The 22,015-nt window shown below is 67.6% G+C and carries 19 protein-coding genes; 9 read left to right on the forward strand and 10 right to left on the reverse strand.

Annotated elements, in window-relative coordinates; all coding sequences use genetic code 11:
- Nucleotides 1–8 precede the first annotated feature (8 nt).
- The 3 genes from ACZYZ5_RS06265 (at nt 9) to ACZYZ5_RS06275 (ending at nt 5,585) form a co-directional block, all read left to right on the forward strand.
- Nucleotides 9–2,504: a helicase-associated domain-containing protein gene (locus ACZYZ5_RS06265; protein WP_463900110.1), complete on the forward strand. Its 2,496-nt coding sequence runs from the start codon at nt 9–11 to the stop codon at nt 2,502–2,504.
- On the forward strand, nt 2,501–4,156 hold the full coding sequence (locus ACZYZ5_RS06270) for a DNA repair helicase XPB (RefSeq protein ID WP_463900113.1): 1,656 nt from the start codon (nt 2,501–2,503) through the stop codon (nt 4,154–4,156). The genes ACZYZ5_RS06265 and ACZYZ5_RS06270 overlap by 4 nt, the downstream gene beginning before the upstream one ends.
- Nucleotides 4,157–4,460: 304 nt before the next feature.
- Entirely contained in the window at nt 4,461–5,585 is a 1,125-nt protein-coding gene (locus tag ACZYZ5_RS06275; RefSeq protein ID WP_463900114.1) for a glutamate--cysteine ligase, read from the forward strand.
- A gap of 153 nt (nt 5,586–5,738) precedes the next feature.
- Here ACZYZ5_RS06275 and ACZYZ5_RS06280 read toward each other — a convergent pair whose 3' ends face one another.
- A complete protein-coding gene (locus tag ACZYZ5_RS06280) occupies nt 5,739–6,632 on the reverse strand; it encodes a response regulator (RefSeq protein WP_463900116.1) in 894 nt (297 codons plus the stop codon).
- A gap of 295 nt (nt 6,633–6,927) precedes the next feature.
- Between ACZYZ5_RS06280 and ACZYZ5_RS06285 the strand changes: the two genes are divergently transcribed.
- From ACZYZ5_RS06285 to ACZYZ5_RS06295, 3 genes are all read left to right on the forward strand, one after another.
- Complete coding sequence (locus tag ACZYZ5_RS06285; RefSeq protein WP_463900117.1) at nt 6,928–7,638, forward strand: response regulator transcription factor; 711 nt, start codon at nt 6,928–6,930, stop codon at nt 7,636–7,638.
- A 5-nt stretch (nt 7,639–7,643) separates the two neighbouring features.
- Nucleotides 7,644–9,128 carry a sensor histidine kinase gene (locus tag ACZYZ5_RS06290; RefSeq protein ID WP_463900195.1) on the forward strand — a complete coding sequence of 495 codons (1,485 nt, stop codon included), beginning with the start codon at nt 7,644–7,646 and terminating at the stop codon, nt 9,126–9,128.
- Between the two features lie 122 nt (nt 9,129–9,250).
- Nucleotides 9,251–9,538 carry a WXG100 family type VII secretion target gene (locus ACZYZ5_RS06295; RefSeq protein ID WP_282382014.1) on the forward strand — a complete coding sequence of 96 codons (288 nt, stop codon included), beginning with the start codon at nt 9,251–9,253 and terminating at the stop codon, nt 9,536–9,538.
- Between the two features lie 27 nt (nt 9,539–9,565).
- On the opposite strand, the gene ACZYZ5_RS06300 is transcribed toward ACZYZ5_RS06295, so the two are convergent.
- The 6 genes from ACZYZ5_RS06300 to ACZYZ5_RS06325 form a co-directional block, all read right to left on the reverse strand.
- Nucleotides 9,566–10,555, reverse strand: coding sequence for an RNase H family protein (locus tag ACZYZ5_RS06300; RefSeq protein ID WP_463900119.1), 990 nt, complete (start codon nt 10,553–10,555; stop codon nt 9,566–9,568).
- 121 nt (nt 10,556–10,676) lie between these two features.
- Nucleotides 10,677–12,314: a chaperonin GroEL gene (groL, locus tag ACZYZ5_RS06305; protein ID WP_463900120.1), complete on the reverse strand. Its 1,638-nt coding sequence runs from the start codon at nt 12,312–12,314 to the stop codon at nt 10,677–10,679.
- A 319-nt stretch (nt 12,315–12,633) separates the two neighbouring features.
- Entirely contained in the window at nt 12,634–13,896 is a 1,263-nt protein-coding gene (locus tag ACZYZ5_RS06310) for an ABC transporter substrate-binding protein (protein WP_463900197.1), read from the reverse strand.
- Nucleotides 13,897–13,991: 95 nt separating this feature from the next.
- Nucleotides 13,992–14,198 (reverse strand): cold-shock protein, encoded by a 207-nt coding sequence (locus tag ACZYZ5_RS06315; protein ID WP_463900121.1) that lies wholly within the window; start codon nt 14,196–14,198, stop codon nt 13,992–13,994.
- A 213-nt stretch (nt 14,199–14,411) separates the two neighbouring features.
- On the reverse strand, nt 14,412–15,050 hold the full coding sequence (locus ACZYZ5_RS06320) for a LytR C-terminal domain-containing protein (protein ID WP_463900122.1): 639 nt from the start codon (nt 15,048–15,050) through the stop codon (nt 14,412–14,414).
- Nucleotides 15,051–15,131: 81 nt separating this feature from the next.
- A complete protein-coding gene (locus ACZYZ5_RS06325) occupies nt 15,132–15,449 on the reverse strand; it encodes a DUF3263 domain-containing protein (protein ID WP_463900123.1) in 318 nt (105 codons plus the stop codon).
- A gap of 108 nt (nt 15,450–15,557) precedes the next feature.
- Here ACZYZ5_RS06325 and ACZYZ5_RS06330 point away from each other — a divergent pair, with 108 nt between their 5' ends.
- Together ACZYZ5_RS06330 and ACZYZ5_RS06335 are read left to right on the forward strand one after the other, a co-directional pair.
- The gene (locus ACZYZ5_RS06330; RefSeq protein ID WP_463900124.1) at nt 15,558–16,343 is read left to right on the forward strand and encodes a uracil-DNA glycosylase; all 786 of its coding nucleotides are present in this window, start codon (nt 15,558–15,560) and stop codon (nt 16,341–16,343) included.
- 61 nt (nt 16,344–16,404) lie between these two features.
- Complete coding sequence (locus ACZYZ5_RS06335) at nt 16,405–17,244, forward strand: siderophore-interacting protein (RefSeq protein ID WP_463900126.1); 840 nt, start codon at nt 16,405–16,407, stop codon at nt 17,242–17,244.
- Nucleotides 17,245–17,298: 54 nt separating this feature from the next.
- On the opposite strand, the gene ACZYZ5_RS06340 is transcribed toward ACZYZ5_RS06335, so the two are convergent.
- Complete coding sequence (locus ACZYZ5_RS06340) at nt 17,299–18,795, reverse strand: threonine/serine exporter family protein (protein ID WP_463900127.1); 1,497 nt, start codon at nt 18,793–18,795, stop codon at nt 17,299–17,301.
- A gap of 31 nt (nt 18,796–18,826) precedes the next feature.
- On the reverse strand, nt 18,827–19,900 hold the full coding sequence (locus ACZYZ5_RS06345) for a lipid II:glycine glycyltransferase FemX (protein WP_463900129.1): 1,074 nt from the start codon (nt 19,898–19,900) through the stop codon (nt 18,827–18,829).
- A gap of 115 nt (nt 19,901–20,015) precedes the next feature.
- On the opposite strand from ACZYZ5_RS06345, the gene ACZYZ5_RS06350 reads away from it, so the two are divergent.
- Nucleotides 20,016–20,570 (forward strand): TspO/MBR family protein, encoded by a 555-nt coding sequence (locus tag ACZYZ5_RS06350; protein WP_463900130.1) that lies wholly within the window; start codon nt 20,016–20,018, stop codon nt 20,568–20,570.
- Nucleotide 20,571: 1 nt separating this feature from the next.
- Here ACZYZ5_RS06350 and ACZYZ5_RS06355 read toward each other — a convergent pair whose 3' ends face one another.
- Nucleotides 20,572–21,999 carry an L-serine ammonia-lyase gene (locus ACZYZ5_RS06355; RefSeq protein WP_463900132.1) on the reverse strand — a complete coding sequence of 476 codons (1,428 nt, stop codon included), beginning with the start codon at nt 21,997–21,999 and terminating at the stop codon, nt 20,572–20,574.
- Nucleotides 22,000–22,015: the final 16 nt, after the last annotated feature.

Consider the following 22,015-nt stretch of genomic DNA (forward strand, 5'->3'; position numbering starts at 1 on the left):
TTGCACTGATGTCACTTATCCGCGCGATGAGCAAGGAACTGCAGGCACGCAGCGATGACTCCCTGCGGGCCTTGTTCTCCGCGCGGCCGGACCTCATCACCCCGGGTGTGCCGGACTTCGCCGCCCTCGCCGCCCGCGCAAGCGGCCGCGTCAGCGTGCAGCGGGCCCTGGAGCGGCTGAACCGCCCGGAAATGCAGGTCCTGGAAACCCTGCACCTGTGCACGAACACGGACACCGGGCACAGCGCCTCGGCCCCGATGCTGAAGAAGTTGATCAACGGCGCGACCCTGACCTCCATCGAAAAGATGCTGCATTCGCTCCAGGAGCTGGCCCTTGTCCACCGGGCGGAACCTCCGCCCGGCGCAGCGCCGCCCGTGGGATCGAGGCAGCGTTATTACTTGCCGGTCGGCAGCCTCAAGGACGTCATCGGGATCTACCCGGCCGGACTCGGGCGCAGTTACACCGAGCTGGTGCGGCTCCAGCCGGCCTTCGCGCAGCGGGTGGTCCAGCTCGTCGGGGAACTGCACCGCAGCGGCGCGGCCATCTCCCCCGCGGCCACGCCGATGGAGGCCGCACTGTCGCTCCAGCATTGGACGGCCACGCCGGAGTCCCTGCGGCAGATCCTGGCCACCGCCCCGGAACGCACTCCGGCGCTGCTCGCTCGCTTCGGGAACTGGGCCATGGGCGCCGTTCCCCAAGCTCAACGACGCGCCTCCGTGCTGCACGAGGCCGCCGACGTCGGGCCGGTGGACTGGCTCCTGGCCCGCGGGCTGCTGGTGCCGCTGGACGCCGCCCATGTGGAGCTTCCGCACAGCGTCGGGGTGTCACTCCGCGGCGGCTTTGTCATCGAGAAGTTCGCGCCGACTCCCCCGGTGCCGCGGCTGGGATCCACCTCGGCCGCGCTGCGCCGCAACGCCGCCCTGGGCGCAATCGCCGAGACCCTGCGGCTGGTCGGTGAACTGCTTTACAGCGTCCGCGAACAGCCTCTCGTCACGCTGCGCAGCGGCGGCGTGGGCGTCCGGGAACTCAAACGCCTTGCGGACGGGCTGCGGATCGAGATGCACGACGCCGGGGTGCTGGCCGAGTTGTGCGCCCTGTCCGGCCTCATCCGCCTGGACGTGGACTGTTCCGCCTGGATCCAGCCGGCGCAGCTGGAGTGGCTGACGCTTCCGCGCCAGGAACAATGGCTCTGGCTGGTCAACGCCTGGCTCGCCAGCGAACGCGCGCCGTCCCTGGTGGGACAGCCCGTCAACGGCCAGGCCGCGGTCCCTGCCCTGCACCGCGGCGCGGCCGGCAGCACCATCAACGCGCTCTCGGCCGAAGCCCAGCGCCCGGACGCCCCGGTGGTCCGGAAACGGATCCTGGAAATCCTGGCCGAACTGACTAAGGAGGCCGCGGCCCACGACGGGCAGGCCCCGGTCCTGAACGCCGCGGCCGTGCTGGAACGCGCCGACTGGACGCAGCCCCGGATGGCGCGGCGTTTCAGCTCGCTGATCCGCGGGATCCTGGCCGAGGCCGAACTGCTCGGCCTCATCGGCTCGGGCGCGCTCAGCCAGATCGGCGCGGCGATCGCCGCCGAACAGCCCGATGAGGCGATGGGCATCCTGGGCGAACACCTGCCGGCGGCGTTGAACCACGTGCTGCTCCAGGCCGACCTGACGGCGGTGGCGCCCGGCTACCTCGCGCCGGACCTGACCGAGAAACTGCTCACCATGGCCGACGCCGAAGGCCAGGGCCCCGCCACGATCTACCGCTTCTCGGTCGCCTCGGTCCGGCGCGCCCTCGACGCCGGCCAGGACGCCCAGGCGATGCTGGACTTCCTGGGCCTGCACTCGGCCACGGCGATCCCGCAACCGCTGAAGTACCTGATCGAGGACACCGCCGCCCGCCACGCCAGGCTGCGGGTGGGATCCGCCACGAGCTTCATCCAGAGCGACGACGAAATGGCCCTCCTGGAACTGCTCAACTCGCCCGGTGCTTCCGGCCTCGGCCTGGTCCGGATCGCCCCCACCGTGCTGGTTTCCCACGCCGCGCCGCGGGAAACAGCCCACCTGCTCCGGAGCCTGGGGCTGTCCCCGGCGGTGGACGAATCCGAGGCCGGCGGCATCCGGCTGGGCCGCACCACTGCAGTGCCCGGCAGTGTCCGGCCGGTCTACAGCGCCCCGCGCACGGCCCCTCCGGAAGCCGACGTCGACGCCCAGCTGGCAGTGCTGCGCAGCGAACGGACCGCCGCCGGCGGCGCGGCGCTGCATCCTGCCGCGGCCCCCGGCAGTGAAGAGGCGACGCAGCTGGGGCTGGAAACCCTACTGAAGGCGATCCGGCTCAAACAGCGTGTGGTGATGAACGTCGTCGACGGCATGGGGAATGCGGTGCGGGAAACGGTTGTTCCGGTAGCTGTGAACGGCGGACGGGTCCGGGTCTTCGACCCGGCCAAGGAAACCGAGCGCGTCCTGTCCATCCACCGGATTATTGACGTAGAAGCCGCAGAGGAATTGCTCCAGTGAACGATGGACCGCTGATCGTCCAGAGTGACAAAACCATCCTGCTCGAAGTGGACCACGAACTAGCCACCGAGGCACGCCATGCCATCGCCGCGTTCGCCGAGCTGGAACGCGCCCCCGAACACATCCACAGCTACCGGCTGACGCCGCTGGGGCTCTGGAATGCCCGGGCTGCCGGCCTGGACGCCGAAAAGGTGCTGGACACGCTGCTGAAGTACTCCCGCTTCCCGGTCCCGCATTCCCTGCTGATCGATGTCGAAGAGACGATGTCCCGGTACGGCCGGCTGCGGCTCGAAAAAGATCCCCAGCACGGCCTCGTCATGCGCACCTCGGACTATCCGGTGCTGGAGGAAGTCAGCCGCGCCAAGAAGATCGCGCCCTTGCTGGGTCCAAGGATCGACGGCGAGACCGTGGTGGTGCACTCCTCCCAGCGCGGGCAGCTCAAGCAGTTGCTGCTCAAGATCGGCTGGCCGGCCGAGGACCTGGCCGGCTACGTCGACGGCACCCCGCACCCCATCCTGCTCGACGAGTCCGGCTGGAAGCTCCGCCCGTACCAGCAGCTGGCGATGGAGAACTTCTGGGCCGGCGGCAGCGGCGTCGTCGTGCTCCCCTGCGGGGCCGGCAAAACGCTGGTGGGTGCCGCCGCGATGGCCACCAGCTCCACCACAACGCTGATCCTGGTCACCAACACCGTGTCCGCCCGGCAGTGGAAGGACGAGCTGCTTAAGCGGACCTCCCTCACCGAGGAGGAGATCGGCGAATACTCCGGCTCCGTCAAGGAAGTACGGCCCGTGACGATCGCCACGTACCAGGTCCTGACCACCAAGCGGGGCGGGCTCTACCCCCATCTGGAGCTGGTGGACGGCAACGACTGGGGGCTCATCATCTACGACGAGGTGCACCTCCTGCCCGCCCCGATTTTCCGGATGACGGCGGACCTGCAAGCCCGCCGCAGGCTCGGCCTCACCGCCACGCTGGTCCGCGAGGACGGCCGCGAGGGCGAAGTCTTCAGCCTGATCGGCCCGAAACGCTACGACGCACCGTGGAAGGACATCGAGGCGCAGGGCTATATCGCGCCGGCCGACTGTGTCGAGGTCCGGATCGACCTGCCCCGCGACGAACGTGTGGCCTACGCGATGGCCGAGGACGCGGACAAGTACCGGCTGTGCGCCACGTCCGAGTCCAAGACCCTCGTGGTCGAACAGCTCGTGGCCGTGCACGCCGGCGAGCAGCTGCTGGTGATCGGCCAGTACATCGACCAGCTGGATGAGATCGGCGAGCGCCTGAACGCTCCGGTGATCAAGGGCGACACCCCGGTCAAGGAACGCCAGCGGCTTTTTGACGCCTTCCGCGCCGGCGAGGTGCAGACCCTCGTGGTGTCCAAGGTCGCCAATTTCTCCATCGACCTGCCCGAGGCCTCGGTCGCGATCCAGGTGTCCGGGTCCTTCGGCTCCCGGCAGGAAGAGGCCCAGCGCCTTGGCCGTCTGCTGCGTCCCAAGAAGGACGGCCGTTCCGCCCGCTTCTACTCCCTCGTGGCCAGGGACACGCTGGACCAGGACTTCGCGGCCAAGCGCCAGCGCTTCCTGGCCGAGCAGGGCTACGCCTACCGGATCATGGATGCCCGGGACGTCGGCACCAGCTCCCCCACCGACTGAAGAATCTGCCCTCCCGCATCGCTTCCTGACCATCGCACCGTCCGCGGACGAGCTGAACGTGTCACAGACCCAGATCCGCGGCTTATGCACTTTTCCTTCCCGCTTGCTGTCGTCGGGGATATTCTGGGGAAATCAGCAGCACGAGCGGGCCGTGATCATGGCTCGCGTAAGAGGGCTGCATAGCTTCACCGGCAGCCGCCCTGCAGTGGCAGGGCTGGAGGCCTTCCTGTTAGGAGCTGCCTTGAATTCTTCAATGACAAGTCCATCCAACCGGTCTGACGGCAGGCTTCAAAGGACGTTCGGCGTGGAGGAGGAATTCCTGCTCGTCGACGGCACGACGGGGCAGCCCGCACCCGCCGCGGAAACGTGCTTGGCCAAGGCCCCGCAGCGCCCTGAAACCAGCGGCAGCCCATTTTTGGCTCTGGAGGTGCAGCAAGAGCAACTCGAGGCCGTTGGCCCTGTCTGTTCCACGCTGCAGGAACTGATTGCGGGCATCCGCGAGGGCCGGCGGCTTGCTGACGAGGCGGCCCGCTCCGTGGGCGCACGAGCGGTCGCCGTGGCCACCAGTCCCGTTCCGGCCACTCCCACCCTCGTACCGCAGCCCCGTTTCCTGAACATGGCAACGAAGTTCGGGTTGACGCTCCGGGAGCAACTCACCTGCGGCTTCCATATCCATGTCGGTGTCACCGACGGTGAGGAAGGGGTGGCGGTCCTGGACCGGATCCGGGTCTGGTTGCCCGTACTGCTGGCGCTGAGCGCGAACTCCCCTTTCTGGCAGGGTGCCGACACCGGATACTCAAGCTTCCGCTACCAGGCGTGGAACCGCTGGCCGACCGCCGGGCCCAGCGAAAGGTTCGGATCAGCACGGGAATACCACCGGTACGTGCAATCCCTGCTGACAACAGGCGTACTCCTCGACGAAGGCATGGTGTACTTCGACGCACGGCTCTCCCGGAACCACCCGACGGTGGAGGTGCGCATTGCCGACGTCTGCATGGAGGCCTCCCACGCGGCCGCGATTGCCGCGATAGTGCGGGCACTCGTGGTACGGGCCGCCCAGGAATGGCGCGCCGGGATTTCTGCACCCCGCCTGTCCGCCGGGCAACTGCGCCTGGCGGCGTGGCAGGCGAGTCAATCAGGAGTCGAGGGCACGCTCCTGCACCCCCTGCTGAGCACTCCGTGCCCGGCCGGAGAAGCGATCCAGATCCTCCTCTCCCATATCCGGCCAGCCCTGGCCGGCAGCGGGGACGAGGAGCAAGTGACCGCGGAATTGGCGCGGATCCTGACCTCCGGGACAGGATCACGCCGGCAGCGCGAGATCATGATGAGCACCCAGAGCCTGACGGCCGTGGTGCTCGGGGCCATTGGACACACTCACGGGACCGCCACAGCCCCGCATCGCCGGTCCCGGCGCCTGCAAACTAGCTGAGTAATCCGACGGAACACGCATGGACGGCCGCGCCAGCGAACGCCCGAACTAGTGCGAGCCCTGCAGGTATGCCCCCGCCCTGGGCTCTTCCAGGGATGGTGGCGGTCTCATCCTTTACGGGCCCGGGAACGCCGTTCGCGGGATCCAAGGTTCTTAAGGCCGGCTGGGCAACGGGCGGGATCTGATCCGACCGGTCCGGGTCGCAGTTAGTGCGTCGGCAAGCCGCCGGGCGTCGGTTGCCCGTAGTTCGTCTGTGGGTGGGGCGGTGCGGGACTCGCTGATGCAGGTCATCAGTGCTGCCGTGACCTCCGCTATCAGATCCGGGAACGGGCTGAACCGGTATCCGCCGCCGACGGTGCCGTCCGACGGATTCAGCGCCTTGGTGATGAACACGGCGGCCTCTGTCCTGCGCGCCATACCGAGTTTCCTCAGCACTGTCGAGGTCAGGTTCTTCACGGTCCTTTCCGCCAGCACCATCTCCTGGCTGATCTGCCGGTTGGTCAGCCCTTTCCCCAGGCCCATGGCGACATTCATTTCCTGTCTCGTGAGGGTCAGGAGTCTCTCATCCAGGCGTTGGGGTCCGGGCCGGACGAGCGGGGTCACGAGCGCGTCCTGGAACCGGTCACTGTACGCGGTGTGCCCGGCCAGAGCGCGGCCGATAAGCCTGAGCTGTTCGCTGCTGCCGTCCTGTTTGGACAGGCACCCCCACGCACCGGCCAGAATGGAGTCGATCAGCACAGCTTCGTCGGCGTCTTCGGTCATCAGCAGGCACCGGATGGCCGGGTCCGCCGCCGCGATGGCCCGGCACACGTCGGCACCGGAACCGTCGGGAAGGTCATCGTCAAGGATGACCAACGCGGGGCGGAGGGCAGAGATCCGACGGACCGCTTCGCGCGCAACCCCTGACTCTCCGGCGATGCTCAGACCATCGGACTCCAGCAGGTGGCGCAGGCCACGCCTTACGACCTCGTGGTCATCCAGGAGATACACGCCCCGACCGGCTAAGAGTTGCCGCGAGGGGATTTTCGGGTCAGCTGTCATCACCATTACGTTCCTTCGCCTTGGAGACCCCAAGGCGTGCTAGATGATCCCGTCCGGTCCCCACCCAACGTGCATTCATACGCGCACTGGCCCGGCACGCCCCACGCTAACCTCAGAGCGTCCGCCGAGCAAGTGACCGAAGCAAAAAACCATACCCGCGTCCCGGGGCAGGAGAATGCCTTCGAAGCAAGTGCCTCCGTTCACGCCGGGGGCGGCTCCGGGGCCGGGCCTGCCTCAGAGCTCCGCAGGACACACATCTGCCATTCAGAAAACTCCCAGATTCTGGGAGCATCATGGGAACATGAAAAAGAACGGACCCGAAGCCAAGCTGCTCGTCGTCGATGATGAACCGAACATCCGCGAGCTGCTGTCAACGTCCCTGCGCTTTGCCGGCTTTGAGGTCGTCTCGGCGTCCAACGGGCGCGAGGCCCTGGCGGCGGCCGAACTGCATTCCCCCGATTTGGCCGTCCTGGACGTCATGCTGCCGGATATGGACGGCTTCACGGTCACCCGCCGGCTGCGCGCCGCGGGCAAGCACTTCCCCGTCCTCTTCCTCACCGCCAAGGATGACACCGAGGACAAGGTCATGGGCCTGACCGTGGGCGGCGACGACTACGTCACCAAGCCCTTCAGCCTTGACGAGGTGGTGGCCCGCATCCGCGCCGTGCTGCGCCGCACGCAGCCGCTGCAGGATGACGATGCGGTCATCCGCGTCGATGATCTGGAGCTTGACGACGACGCCCACGAGGTCCGCCGCGGCGGCACGGTGATCGAGCTGTCCCCCACCGAGTTCAAGCTCCTGCGCTACCTCATGCTGAACCCCAACCGGGTGCTGTCCAAGGCCCAGATCCTGGACCACGTCTGGGAATACGACTTCAACGGGGATGCCTCGATCGTCGAGTCCTACATTTCCTACCTGCGCCGCAAAGTGGATATTGATCCGGACGCCCCTGCCCTGATCCAGACCAAGCGGGGCGTCGGCTACGTCCTGCGGACGGCCGAGAAGCGCTGACCTTGCTGCTGAACCGTTGGAAGTCGGCGTCGCTGCGGTCGCAGCTAGTCGCCATCATGACCGCGCTGATGCTGGTGGCCCTCACCGCCACCGGCGCAGGGACCCTGACCCTGCTGCATAGCTATCTGCAGGGGCAGGTCGATGACAAGCTCCGGGCGGCGGTCTCCTCGGTTCGCCAGCAGCAGTCCTTCAGCCAGCTCCAGGACCAGAACCAGAGCATCCCCACCGACTATTCGCTGATGGTCTTCACCCCGGGACAGCCCCCGTTGCCGTTCGGCGGCAACAAGGAACTCCACCCGGACATCACCACCATCAACGCCGCCGACGTCGCGGACCTCGCCCAGACCCCTTTCCAAGTCCGCGGCACGGACGGACGCAACTGGCGGGTGGTCGCGCTCAACGTCGTCGACAGCAACCAGCGCAGCTCCGTGGTGGTCATCGGGCTCCCGCTGTGGCCGGTCGATTCCGTGATGGAACACGCCGTCCTGGTGGTCGTCGGAGTCGGGCTGCTGACCCTGGTCCTGGCGTTTTTCATCGCCACCTGGAGCATCTCGCGGTCCTTCCGGCCGCTGGCCCGGGTCGAAAAGACCGCCGCAGCGATTGCTGCCGGCGACCTCTCCCGGCGCGTCGAAATCGAAAACCCCAACACCGAGGTGGGCCGGCTGGGTAGCTCCCTCAATGCCATGCTCGCCCATATCGAGACGGCCTTTGCCGCCCGGATGGCCTCCGAGGCGCGGATGCGCCGCTTCGCCGCTGATGCCTCCCACGAACTGCGCACCCCGCTTGTGACCATCCGCGGCTTCTCCGAGCTGTACCGGCACGGGGCCTTGTCCACCCCGGAGGACGTGGCGACCGCGATGGGGCGGATCGAAAGCGAAGCCAAACGGATGGGAACCATGGTGGAGGACCTGCTGCTGCTGGCCAGGATCGATGAGCAGCGGCCGCTCCAGCAAAAGCCCGCCGACCTGCTGCTGGTTGCCAACGACGCCGTGGTGGACACCCAGGCCAGCGACCGCGGCCGCGTCATTACGCTGACCGGGCTCGACGGCGGTCCCCCCGGTCCGGCGCCGGTGCTCGGCGACGAGGCCAAGCTGCGCCAGGTTGTCGGGAACCTCGTGGGCAACGCCCTGCGCTACACCCCCGAGGGCACCCCCGTCGAACTGGCCGTCGGCGTCCGGGCCGCCGCGGACGGTGCCCGGCAGTCTGTCATCGAGGTCCGCGACCACGGCCCCGGCGTCCCGGACGAGGAAGCCGCGCGGATCTTTGAGCGGTTCTACCGCGCGGACACCTCCCGCACCCGGGAAACCGGCGGCAGCGGGCTGGGGCTGGCGATCGTCGCGGCCATCGTCGGCTCGCATGCCGGCACCGTCCGGGTCGCGAAGACCGACGGCGGCGGAGCCACCCTGGTGGTCAGCCTGCCGTTCCTCGACGAGGCGGAGGCTGACGGTCCGAAGGCGGGCACCGGCTCCGGTGACGGTGACCGGGAGTAACCCTGCCGGGATCCCCGCAGCTTGTCCACATAGCCGGACCGCACGGTCCCCGGGCCCCTGCGGCCTGCCTAGGCTCGAAGGGTCCGGAGATTCCGGATCAGGCACCGCAGAAAGGGCATCCCATGAGCATCATCTCCGTCGACACGGAACTCCTCCAGCTCAAGTCGGCAAACGTCAAGGCCACCGTCGACCGGATCAGCGCTGACGTCCAGGCCATGAAACACGGCCTCGATGAATTGCAGGCCACGTGGCGCGGCTCGGCGGCCACCAACTTCCAGGCCCTCGTGGCCGAGTGGACCCTGACCCAGGGAAAGGTCGAGGCATCCCTGGCGTCGATCAACCTGGCGCTGAACTCCGCAGCGGCGAGTTACGCCCAGGCTGAACTGCACAACACCCAGCGTTTCAGCTGAGCGGCCGCCACAACGCCGGAGAAGGACTCAGGCTTCGGGCGTGCCCTGGTGGAAGCGGAGCCGCCATTGAGCGCCGTCGTGGACCCACAGGGAGCTGCGCAGGGCCGTCCCCGACCGGGCGTGGCTGCGGTAGGTCAGGAGGACCGTCTGCTCGCTTAGCCGGTCTGCGCCCAGCAGCTCCAGCTCGACGGGGGCACCCGGGTGATCTTCGAGGGACATCATCACGGCGTCGCGGGTCCAGATCCGGCCCGAGCTGCCGATCTCGGTGAAATCCGGGTGCAGCAGCACACCGGTGCGTCCGAGGTCGGCGCGGGTTCCGGGCAGAAGGAGTTCGCGCTCGAGTGCCTCGACGATGGCTTCCGGGCTTGCATCGGTGCCCGGGGCAGGCATGATGTCCTCGTCGAGCTCGCTGAAGAGGTCGGGTTCATCGAAAAGCGACGGTTCGCCGAACAGCTGCTGCTGACCGGACAGGGCCGGTACGGCCTGCGCTGACTGCGGGGCCTGAACGGCTGCGGGAGCGGTCCCGGCTGAGGGAGCCGGCGCCTCGGCCGCGGCGCCGAAGCCGGGGCCCTGCCGGACGGCTACGCCCTGCTGGTATGCCGTGGCAGCGGCCCTCGCGCGGTCATCCGCGGCCTCGTTCAGGTCGTGCCCGGCGTGGCCGCGCACCCATTCGAAGGTGTATTTGCGGCCGACCAGCGCCTGATCGATCTCCTTGAGCAGCTCGACGTTCATGACGGGCTTGCCGTCGGACTTGCGCCAGCCCTTGCGTTTCCAGCCGGGCATCCACTTGGTGACGGAGTTGATGACGTACTGGCTGTCGCAGAGGATGTGCAGGTCCTCGCCCGGCAGGTGCGCGGTGGAGCGGAACAGGTCCAGGACGGCCATGAGCTCGCCCATGTTGTTGGTGCCGTGCGGCCATCCCCCGGCCCGCCAGCAGTCGTCGCTCACGTACCAGGCCCATCCGGCCGGGCCGGGATTTCCTAAAGCCGAACCGTCGGCTGCTGCTGTAATCGTCACTGCACTATCCTGCCAGACCGGGCGGGCCTTCAACGCCGACGGCGGCCCCACCCGAAGGTGGGACCGCCGTCGTTGAACTGGACGTTCAGCGCTGGAGTAGCCAGCGCCGGAAGCCGGGTGGTTAGAAACCGCCCATGCCCCCCATGCCGCCCATGTCGTCGCCGCCACCCATGGCCGGGGAGTTCTTCTCCGGCTTGTCGGCCACAACGGCCTCGGTGGTGAGGAACAGGCCGGCAATGGACGCCGCGTTCTGCAGGGCAGAGCGGGTGACCTTGACCGGGTCGTTGATGCCGGCAGCCAGCAGGTCGACGTACTCGCCGGTTGCTGCGTTCAGGCCGTGGCCAGCAGGCAGGCCGCGGACCTTGTCGACGACAACGCCGGGCTCGAGGCCGGCGTTGAAGGCGATCTGCTTCAGCGGGGCGTCGATGGCAACGCGGACGATGTTCGCACCGGTTGCCTCGTCGCCTTCGAGCTGCAGGTTGGCGAATGCCTTGGCACCGGCCTGGATCAGGGCAACGCCACCGCCGGCGACGATGCCCTCTTCAACAGCAGCCTTGGCGTTGCGGACAGCGTCCTCAATGCGGTGCTTGCGTTCCTTGAGCTCGACCTCCGTTGCGGCACCGGCCTTGATGACTGCAACGCCGCCGGCCAGCTTGGCCAGGCGTTCCTGCAGCTTCTCGCGGTCGTAATCCGAATCGGAGTTCTCGATTTCGGCACGGATCTGGGAAACGCGGCCGGAAATCTGGTCAGCGTCGCCGGCACCCTCGACGATGGTGGTCTCGTCCTTGGTCACAACGACCTTGCGGGCGCGGCCCAGGAGTTCGAGTCCGGCGGTCTCAAGCTTGAGGCCGACTTCCTCGGAGATGACCTGGCCACCGGTGAGGATGGCGATGTCGGCGAGCTGCGCCTTGCGGCGGTCACCGAAGCCCGGAGCCTTGACGGCGACGGACTTGAAGGTGCCACGGATCTTGTTGACGATCAGGGTGGCCAGGGCCTCGCCCTCAATGTCTTCGGCAATGATCAGCAGCGGCTTGGAGGACTGCATGACCTTCTCGAGGACAGCAACCAGTTCCTTGACGTTGGAGATCTTCGAGTTGACGATCAGGATGTAAGGATCCTCGAGGACCGTTTCCTGGCGCTCAGCGTCGGTGACGAAGTAAGCGGAAATGTAGCCCTTGTCGAAGCGCATGCCTTCGGTGAGCTCCAGCTCGAGGCCGAACGTGTTCGACTCCTCGACGGTGATGACGCCTTCCTTGCCGACCTTATCCAGGGCCTCGGCAATCAGGGCGCCAATCTCGTTGTCACCGGCGGAGATCGACGCGGTGGCGGCAATCTCTTCCTTGGTTTCGATTTCCTTGGCGGAGGCCAGGAGCTCGCGGGTGACAGCTTCGACAGCCTTCTCGATGCCGCGCTTGAGGGACAGGGGATCAGCGCCGGCCGCGACGTTGCGCAGGCCTTCCTTGACCAGGGCCTGAGCCAGCACGGTGGCGGTGGTGGTTCCGTCGCCGGCGACGTCATCCGTCTTCTTGGCAACTTCCTTGACCAGCTCGGCGCCGATCTTCTCGTAAGGATCGTCCAGCTCGATCTCCTTGGCGATGGAAACACCATCGTTGGTGATCGTGGGGGCGCCCCACTTCTTTTCGAGGACGACGTTGCGTCCACGCGGGCCGAGGGTGACCTTGACGGCGTCGGCGAGGATGTTCAGGCCCCGCTCAAGACCGCGGCGTGCCTCTTCATCAAATGCAATGATCTTGGCCATAACGGCAGTAGTCCTTTCGGGACAGTCGTTAAGAATGAACCTTTGCTGCGGTGCCCGCGACGGACGATCCTTGCCCCGCGGCCTCTGTATGCCGCCGGGCCAGGGATCTCACCCCAGCCAGGTGTTTCTTTCGCTCCCGGAGGCGGCTGCTGCAACTTCGCGGCCGGGCGAACCGGGCGTCGTTTTAGCAGTCAATACGCGGGAGTGCTAACTCAATAATTAGCACTCCCCCGGGGAGAGTGCAAGCAGTGGGCGTGCCGGGACGCGCTGCACCGGCCCGCTGGCGGGCCTCCGGCACGACGCAATACGCTACGGGCGATTAACTCCCGTTGCTGCCGGCCGTCTCGCTGCCGCTCATGGTTGCCGTGTTGTCCGCGCCATATGTGTAGACGACGTAGTTGGCGGAACTGACACCGCCGTTGGCGTCGAAGCCGATTCGCCCGGATTCGCCGTCGTAGTCGGGCTGCTTGCCGGTCCGGAGGACGTCCAGGCACTCCTGGTAGCTCTTGCAGAGAGTGGCTTCGCCGGCGGTCCCGGCGCCGCCGGACGTCTGGGGTTTGCCGCCCGAGACGGCGATCAGGCGGGCCGCAATGGACGCTCCGGCGTCGTCCTCCGCGGCAGCGGCCGCAATGGCGGCGACGTTGACGGCGTCGTACGTTTCTGCGGCAAAGGTCATGTCCGCCAGCTCGGGATCCACGGAGACCAGTTCGCCCTGGAAGTGCGCGGAGGCAAAGGTCCCGGGCAGGATCCCCCGGGCACCGCCGAGGGCGCTGGATCCGAGGCCGGAGCCGTACTGGCTGACCGCGCCGTCGCTGAGGATGAGCTTCTTTCCGGCAACGCCGGCGTTGTTCAGCTCGGCGATGGCGCCCTGCGCCCCGGCCCGCGAGACGAGCACGACGGCGTCGGGAGCCGCCGCCTTGACGGCAGCGGCCGCCTGCTGGGCCAGGCCGGGAGCGAACCCGGCGACAGTCACGGGCCCGAGGCCGGACTGCCGGGCGGCCGCGGCGACGGCGGTGGACACGTCCTTGCCGTAGCTGCCTTCCTCGTACACCACGGCGAGGGTGGCGGCACCGCTGTCCCTGGCGAGCTTGACCAGCACGGGGGCCTGCGCAATGTCGGCTGCCGACGTCCGGAAATAGAAGCCGCCGCTCTCGTAACTGCTGAGCCCGCTGGCGGCGTTCGCGGGGGAAATCATGACGACGTCGGCTTTGGCCAGCACATCGATGGCGGCGGGCGCCCGGCTCGAGTCCGTCGGGCCAATGACGACGTCGGCTTTGGCCGCCACCAGCGCCTTGGCCTGCGCTGCGGTGTCCGCACTGATGGTCTCCGAGAGCAACTCCACCGGTTTGCCTTTGTGGCCTCCGGCGGCGTTGATTTCCTTCACGGCAAGCTTTGCGGCGGCCAACTGGGGGGCGTTGAGGAAGTTCTGCGGGCCGGTGTTGTCGAGGATCAGCCCGATCCGCAGCGTGCCGTCACCGCTCGCGTCCGCCTGCTCCACGCGGGCGCCGCCCGTGGGACCCAGGCACGCGGTTGTGGTCAGCGCGGCAGCCGCGGCCACGGCCACGGCGCGGCCGCCGCGCAGGGCCGCAGCCCGGCGCCGGAGAGTGCTGCCGGGGGCCCTTCGGGCCACGGCCTGGTCGGCCGGGTCCTGCGGCGCGGGCGCTGCGGCGGCGAAAGTCACTGGACGGGCCGGACGCTTTCGGCCTGCGGGCCTTTTTCGCCCTCGCCGACCTCGAGTTCCACGCGCTGCCCCTCGTCCAGGGCACGGTAGCCCTCCCCCGCGATGGCAGACCAGTGCACGAAGACATCGGCCCCGGAGCTGTCCACGGTGATGAACCCGTAGCCCTTCTCGGCGTTGAACCATTTGACGGTTCCCAATGTCATGGTGTCCACACTTTCGGTTGGCTGGCGGGCGGCCCACCACGATGTGGGCCGCGGAATGCGAAACGCAGCATGCAAGACCAGAATGCAAGGCCTGCATGCAAAACGCGTCATGCAAAACGCAGAATGCAATTACTGTACCCACAGCCTCGGGCCGGGGCGCAGGGCGGGGTCGGGTCAGGCGGTCAATAGTTATTCAGGCGTAACCGGAACGGACTACTGGAAACCTGGCGCCAGGACAACAACGAGCGGGAGCTGGAATTCGGCCGAGTCCACGACGGTCGGGATGCCCAGGAGCTTGCCAAGGGCCTCGGCGTTGCCCTTTTGCGCGGCGCCGCTGTAGAAAATGACAGAACGCTGCTGGGGCGCGCCACCCCAGTTTCCGAGTGTGCCGATCGTCCAGCCGTCGGTGGAGACGGTTCCGCCCACGCGGTTGGCAAGTCCAGCGGTGGTGGTGCCGTTGAAGACCGCCACCGGCTGGGTCTTGTCGACGACGGCAGCCGCGGAGGGGGTGGCGGACGCGGAGGGCGCCGCGCTGGCCTCGGGGCTAACCGGCGCCGGGCTGCTCGGCTCGGGACTGGACGGCTGGGGGCTGGTCGGCTCCGGGGCGGGTGACGCGGCGGCGCTGCTGCCAACCTGCTCGGCCGAGACGGCCATCGTCTCACCCCCGGAGGAGAATCCCAGCTTCGGCAGAATCAGGAAGGCCACGAGGCCAACGGCCAATGCCGCGACGCCGACGGCCAAGATCGCCCCGAGGCGGCGTCGGCGGCGCGTTTCGGCGACTGCCCGGTGGACACCCTGGCGTGTGGAGGTCTCCGGGACCCGATCAAATTCATCCCGAGCGTATTTGGTCATGGTAAAAACGACGTCCTTGCTGATTTCTGACGATTTGCCCACGCCGGCGTCCGCGCGGGAATCCGCGCTTCCGGCTGTGCTTTACGCGCCTGAGCCCAAGCGGCGAGCAGTGCGCGCACGTTGGCGTGACGTACGTAGTCTACGCAATCTCTTCACCAGCATGGGATCGTGGGCCAGCGCATCCTCGGTGTCGATGAGGGCGTTCAGGAGTTGGTAGTAGTGCGTGGCGGAGAGGTCGAAGAGCTCCCGGATGGCTTGTTCCTTGGCGCCGGCGTATTTCCACCACTGCCGTTCCAGCGCCAGCATCTGCTGGTCCCGGCTGCTCAGCGGCGACTCCGCGCTGGTCCCGGCGGCAACGGATTCCGCCGTCGAAAGGTGCTCCTGCGCTTGTTCGGCCACGACACACTCCCTGCTTGTTCCGGTACGGCTGGATCCGGTGAAAAGTCTTCACCCATGTTACGGGCGAATAACAGCCTTGTCATTCGCCACCCTGCGAGAATAGGCCCTGTGCCTACCTCCGACTCCCTTGACTCCGGTGCCCTGTTCGAGCTGGAGCCCGCAGAGACCCAGTCCGTGGGCTTCGCCGAGCTGGCCCGCCTGCCGTTGCATGAGCTCGTGGCTGACGGCTGGGCCGGGGCGCTGGCCCCGGTCGAGGGGAAGTTACGCGACGTCCTGTCGTTCCTGGGCCGGGAAGTCGCCGAGGGCCACGAGGTGCTGCCGTCGCCGTCGAACGTGCTGCGCGCGTTCCGGCAGCCGCTGGCGGAGGTCCGGGTTCTGATCGTGGGCCAGGACCCGTATCCGACGCCCGGCCACGCCGTCGGGCTGTCCTTCGCCGTCGACGGCGCCACCCGGCCCATCCCGCGCAGCCTCGCCAATATCTACAAGGAACTCGAAGCCGATCTGGGGCTGCCGCCGCGGATCCACGGCGACCTCAGCGGCTGGGCGGACCAGGGGGTGCTGCTGCTGAACAGGGTCCTCAGCGTCCGGGCCGGGGAGGCCGGCTCGCACCGGAACAAGGGGTGGGAAGCCATCACGGCGGCGGCGATCGGCGCCGTGGCGGACCGCTCCACCGCCGACGGCTCCCCCGCGCCGCTCGTGGCGATCCTGTGGGGCCGCGACGCCGGGGCCGTCCGGCCGCTGCTGGGCTCCACACCGGTGATCTCCAGCGCCCATCCGAGTCCGCTCTCGGCCTCGCGGGGATTCTTCGGCTCCCGGCCGTTCAGCCACGCCAACGCGCTGCTGAAGGAGCAAGGCGACGGCACGGTGGATTGGGAACTGCCGCCGCTCCCCTAGCGGGCTTCACGGGCAGGGTTCCGCCCAGGGTTGTTGGCGGTTGTTGGCTAGGCTTGGCTTCATGACTTCAGCCCCCGCAGCCACCTCGGCCACCCGGAAATCCCGCCCGCAGACCAATCTCACGGTCCTGCGCCGCGAGCAGCTCTCCCCGCACATGGTCCGGATCATTGCCGGCGGGCCGGGCTTCGCCGGCTACGTGAACAACTCCTTCGTGGACCGTTACGTCAAGATCGTGTTCCCGCAGCCCGGAATCGACTATCCGGAACCGCTGGACCTCTGGGAAGTCCGGGAGTCCATGCCGCGGGATCAGTGGCCGCACACCCGGACCTACACCGTCCGCTGGGTCGACGAGGCGGCCGGCGAACTCGCCATCGACTTCGTGATCCACGGCGATGAGGGCCTTGCGGGACCGTGGGCCGCGTCCGCCCGGCCCGGCGACGCGCTGACCTTCACCGGCCCGGGCGGCGGGTACAACCCGGATCCGGCCGCGGACTGGTATCTCTTCGCGGGCGACGAGTCCGCCCTGCCGGCCATCGGCGCCTCGATCGAATCGCTGCCGGAGGATGCCCGCGGCCTCGCCTTCCTCGAGGTGGACGGCGCCGCCGACATCCAGGCGATCGCCGCACCGGCCGGTGTGGAACTGCGCTGGCTCCTGCGCGGCGGCGTGCCGGCCGGGGCCACTGGGCTGCTGGTCAGCGCGGTGCGCGACGCCACTTGGCCGGAGGGCCGGGTGCAGGTCTTTGCGCACGGCGAACGCGGCTACATGAAGAGCCTGCGGGACGTGCTCTACGCGCAGCGCGGGCTGGAGCGCTCCCAGGTTTCGCTCTCCGGCTACTGGGCGATGGGCCGGGTGGAGGACGACTTCCAGGCCGAGAAAAAACTGCCCGTCGGAAAGATCTAGCGGGCGGTAGATCTCCCCGGGGCAAGATGCAGCGGCGCTTCCAGGTCCGGCGGGCTAGCGGCGCCGGGCCCGCCGACGTTCGTTGCTGGCCAGGCCGCGCGTCAAGGGTCGGGCGAGTGTGTCACCGAGGACGACGCCGGCCGCGACCCCCATCACGATGGCCCCGGCGTTGAGCATCCCCCCGGCGCCGATGAGGATCTCGGATTCCTCAATGGTCAATACATACATGGACCGGAATATGGTGAGTCCGGGCAGCAGGATCAGCACGGCCGGAACGGCGACCACCAGTTGCGGGGCGCCCATGCGCAGGGCAACCACGCGGGCCAGCAGGCCGATCACCACGGCGGCGAGGGCCGGTGCGAACCGCGGCCCGATACCCAGGGCGTCACCGCCGATGAGGACCAGGTAGCCGATGACGCCCACGGCCGCGGTGGGAAGCAGCAGCGCCCAACTGGTCTGTTCGGTGATTCCGATCGCGGCGACCGCGATGGCAATCATGATGCCCACGGCCCACCATGGATACGCCGGAGGGAATGTTTCCGTGACGTCGATTGACTCCATCCCGGTCATGTCCCCGACCACGAAGCCGACGGCGATGCCGGCCACAAGGGCGCCGAAGGTCAGCATGGTGGAGACGAACCGGCCGGCCGCCGTGACCGGGAAGCCGTTGATCGCATCCTGCACCGAGGAGACGAGCCGTCCGGTCGGCAGCAGCAGCAGGATTCCTCCGACCACCACGATGGCGGGAGGTAACTGGACGCCGACCAGGCCGCCGAAACGCCATAACAGCAGGGCGATGAAGGTGACCAGGAAGGAACACGCGGCGGTGATGAAGAAGTCCGGGGTGCGCCAGCGCGACAGCTTTCGGGCCAGCAGGCTGACCAGGAGGTTGGAAAGGAAGGCGACGGCTGAGGCTGCGGGGTCGCCTCCGAGCACACCGACGAAGACGGCGGAGAACACCCCGAACGCCACCGTGACCATCCAGCGTGGGAAAGGCTTGGAACTGTGCGTGATTTCCTCGAGCCGGCGCACGGCCTCCTCGCGTCCCACCCCGCCGGCGACGATGTCCGTGACCAACTGGTGGACCTTAGCCAGGCCCGCGTAGTTGTTGGTCCAGGACCGCACGACACGCAGCAAGGTGATGGGGGTCTGGTCCTTGGGGGCGTAGTTGATGGCCACCGACTGGTTGGTGATGTCCACTTCGATGTTCTTGAGCCCCAGCGCGGCCGTGATGGCGATGATGCTGGTTTCCACTTCGAGGGCGCCCGCACCGTAGCGGAACATGGACTCGGCCAGGTGCAGCGCGAAGTCGATGGTTTTCCGGGCAGAGGTGTCCACCCCGCCCACCTGGATCATCGGGTTGGCGTAGGGGCTGCCGGCCAGACGGTCCACGATGCTCATCGGGGCGGTCGGCGGGTTCTCGCCCTGGACCAGACGGCGCAGCATTCTTTTGGCTGCGGCGTTCTGGCGCACCTGCGTGGCCGACATCGGCTCGGTCCTGGGCAGTGCGTCGGTGTGCGGCCTGAGGCGGCCGTCGGGTTCATTGGTCATTCCGGCGTCCTTAATTTCCGTGGCTGCCGGTTTAGTAAAACTGCTGGCCCGTGCGGCGGGTGTAGAGCTGGCGGGCAACGCGTTCCCCCGCGGCCATCCAGACCTTGTACTTCAGCGGACTCAGCACCTGGTCGTAGCAGCCGACAAAGTCGGTCACAATCTTGCTGAAGCTGGTCTTGAACAGGCCCAGTCCGTGGAACGGGTTGGACGTGTCCTTGAGCTGGTCGCTGGGGGGCGTGCCGCAGAAGTCGTATTCGGTGCAGCCGAGGTCTTTGAGCTGGTTGATGGCCGTCCACTGCACCAGGTGGGAGTCGCCGTACTGGCCGCGTTTCTGCAGCGAGCCGCCGTCCTTGTACGTGCCTTTGCGGCCGTAGTTGATGACGAAGGCTCCCACGGAGGGCTCGCCGTCCTCGTAGACGAAGAGCAGCCTGCCCTGGCCGCGGCTGATGAAATTGGTCCAGAACTGGCGGTAGTACTCGTATTCGCGGACCCGGACCTGGGATTTGGCTTCCACAGTGGTGGTCATCAGCGCGTACATCGCGCGGAAGTTTTCTTCGGTGGGTTCCACGTTGTGGACCACCACGTCCTCGCGGATGGCGCGCCGGACGGCGTTGCGGCCGCGCGAGTGAAGGTTGCGCAGCAGCTGGTTCTGGTCCGGGGAGATGTCGAGCAGGGCCGTGGAGTCGTTGGGCTGCAGGTTGTGGGTCTTGATCAGCCCGGCACCTTCGATCACTCGCTTGGCCTCCGCGGAGAGCACGATATCCGGCTCGATTTTGATCGCGAAGACGCCCAGCCGGGCACGCTTGACGAACTCGGCGTTGGCCGCGGCGATGCCGGGGATGTCTTCGACCGAAGCCACATCCGGGCCCTTGATCAGGTACCAGAGCTTGCCCAGGAGCGGGAAGGACTTCTGCAGAATGAGGTTGTAGCTCGTGTAGTCCGCCGTCTCGTACACGAGGTGCAGAGGCCTCCAGCCAAAGTGCTGCTTGACCTCGGCGAAGGCTTCCGATTGCAGGAGATTGCCGCCATTGGGGTTCGCGGTGACGCGGGCGTCCCAGTTGGCGATCTCTTCGGCAGAGGCGAAGCGGGCGGTGAATTCACGCAAGGGTGCGGCATCCAATCATTGCGGTACGAGCGTCGGCGGCATGCGGACATGCAGGTTCAAGTCTATCCGCCCGAGCCTATGTTCCCGCCCCGGAACGGACCGCTACGCTGGAAGCATGCCGCCCGATCAGCAATCGTTAGCCGCAGGATCCGGAAGCCAGGACCACGCGCCCGAAAAGCGCGCGCTGGGACCCCAGTTGCTGGGACTGCTGGTCTTCCTCGCGGCCTCCGCCCTGGTCGCGGGACTGGGCGGACTGGCCACCGCCAGCAACGTCGACGGCTGGTATGCCACCGCAGACAAGGCGCCGTGGTCGCCGCCGAACTGGGTGTTCGGCCCGGTCTGGACGGCCCTCTACACCGCGATGGCCGTGGCGGCCTGGCTGGTCTGGAGGAGCCGGGCGGAAGGGACCAGACCCGCTCTCACCGCCTACGCCGTCCAGCTGGTGCTGAATCTGTTGTGGACGCCGGTCTTCTTCGGCCTGTACCCGGTGCTGGGCACCCCGGCCCTGTGGATTGCCTTTGTCATCATTGTGGCCCTGGCGGTGGCCGTGTCCGTCACCGTGCTGTACTTCGGACCGATTAGCCGCGCGGCCGGGCTCCTGCTGTTGCCCTACCTCGCCTGGGTTGTGTTCGCCTCGTCGCTGAACTTCTGGGCCGCGGTCTACAACTGACTCAGCACTCCACCACATTCACCGCGAGTCCGCCCATCGCGGTCTCCTTGTACTTGGAGCTCATGTCCCGGCCGGTCTCCCGCATGGTGACGATGACCTCATCGAGGGACACCCGGTGCGAGCCGTCGCCCCACAGCGCCATCTTGGCGGCGTTGATGGCCTTGGCCGCCGCGATGGCGTTGCGTTCGATGCAGGGGATCTGCACGAGCCCGCCGATCGGGTCGCAGGTCAGGCCGAGGTTGTGTTCCATCGCGATTTCCGCCGCGTTCTCCACCTGCTGCGGCGTGCCGCCCATGACTTCGGCCAGGCCGGCGGCCGCCATCGACGACGCCGAGCCCACCTCGCCCTGGCAGCCGACCTCGGCGCCTGAGATCGAGGCCTGTTCCTTGTACAGCACCCCGATGGCGGCGGCGGTCAGCAGGAACTTGACCACAACGTCGTCGCGGTCGGCCTGGGTGGCCTTGTCCATACCTGGCGCGAAGTGCAGGGCATAGTAGAGCACGGCGGGGATGATGCCGGCGGCGCCGTTCGTCGGGGCGGTGACCACCCTGCCGCCCGAGGCGTTTTCCTCGTTCACGGCCAGGGCGATCAGGTTGACCCATTCCTGCCAGTATTTGGGGTCCCGGAAGCCGGGGTCCTGATCCAGGGTTTCTTTCATCAGCCGTTCGTGCCAGTCGGGCGCCCGACGGCGGACCTTGAGCCCGCCGGGCAGCAAACCTTCGCGCTTGAGGCTGACCTCGACGCAGCTTTCCATCACGGAGTAGATGTGCAGGAGGCCCTCGCGGATCTCGGCCTCGGTCCGGGAGGCACGCTCGTTGACGAACATGATCTCGCCGATCGAGAGGCCCTTGGACTGGCAGTGTTCCAGCAGTTCCGCGGCGGTGCGGAACGGCAGCGGCAGTTCCTTCTTCGACTCGTCGAGTTCCTGCAGCGCCGCGTCCTCCTCGCCCTCGCGGACGATGAAGCCGCCGCCCACGGAGAAGAACGTGGCGCTGTGCAGGACTTCCCCGTCGGCGCCGGAGACGGTGAACGTCATGCCGTTGGTGTGCCGCGGGAGGATGGTCAGGGGGCGCAGGACCATGTCCTTCACCCCGTAGTGCACCGGGACGCCGGCCCCTTCGCCGGCGCCGGCCAACTGCAGGATGCCGGTCTCGGCAATCGTCGCGAGCCGTTCCTCCACTTCCTCGGGGAGGATCAGCTCGGGGTGGAAGCCTTCCAGGCCGAGCAGGATGGCGGTCATGGTGCCGTGGCCGTGCCCGGTGGCGGCGAGGGAACCATAGAGGTCAACCCGCAGCGAGGCCACCCGCTCCAGCGCACCCGAGGCCTTGAGCTCCCCGGCGAACACCGCCGCGGCCCGCATGGGGCCCACCGTGTGTGAACTGGAGGGCCCTATCCCGATGGAAAAAAGGTCGAAGACTCCAACGGCCATTGTTGTTCCTAACTAG

This window comes from Pseudarthrobacter ribosi (assembly GCF_055412865.1).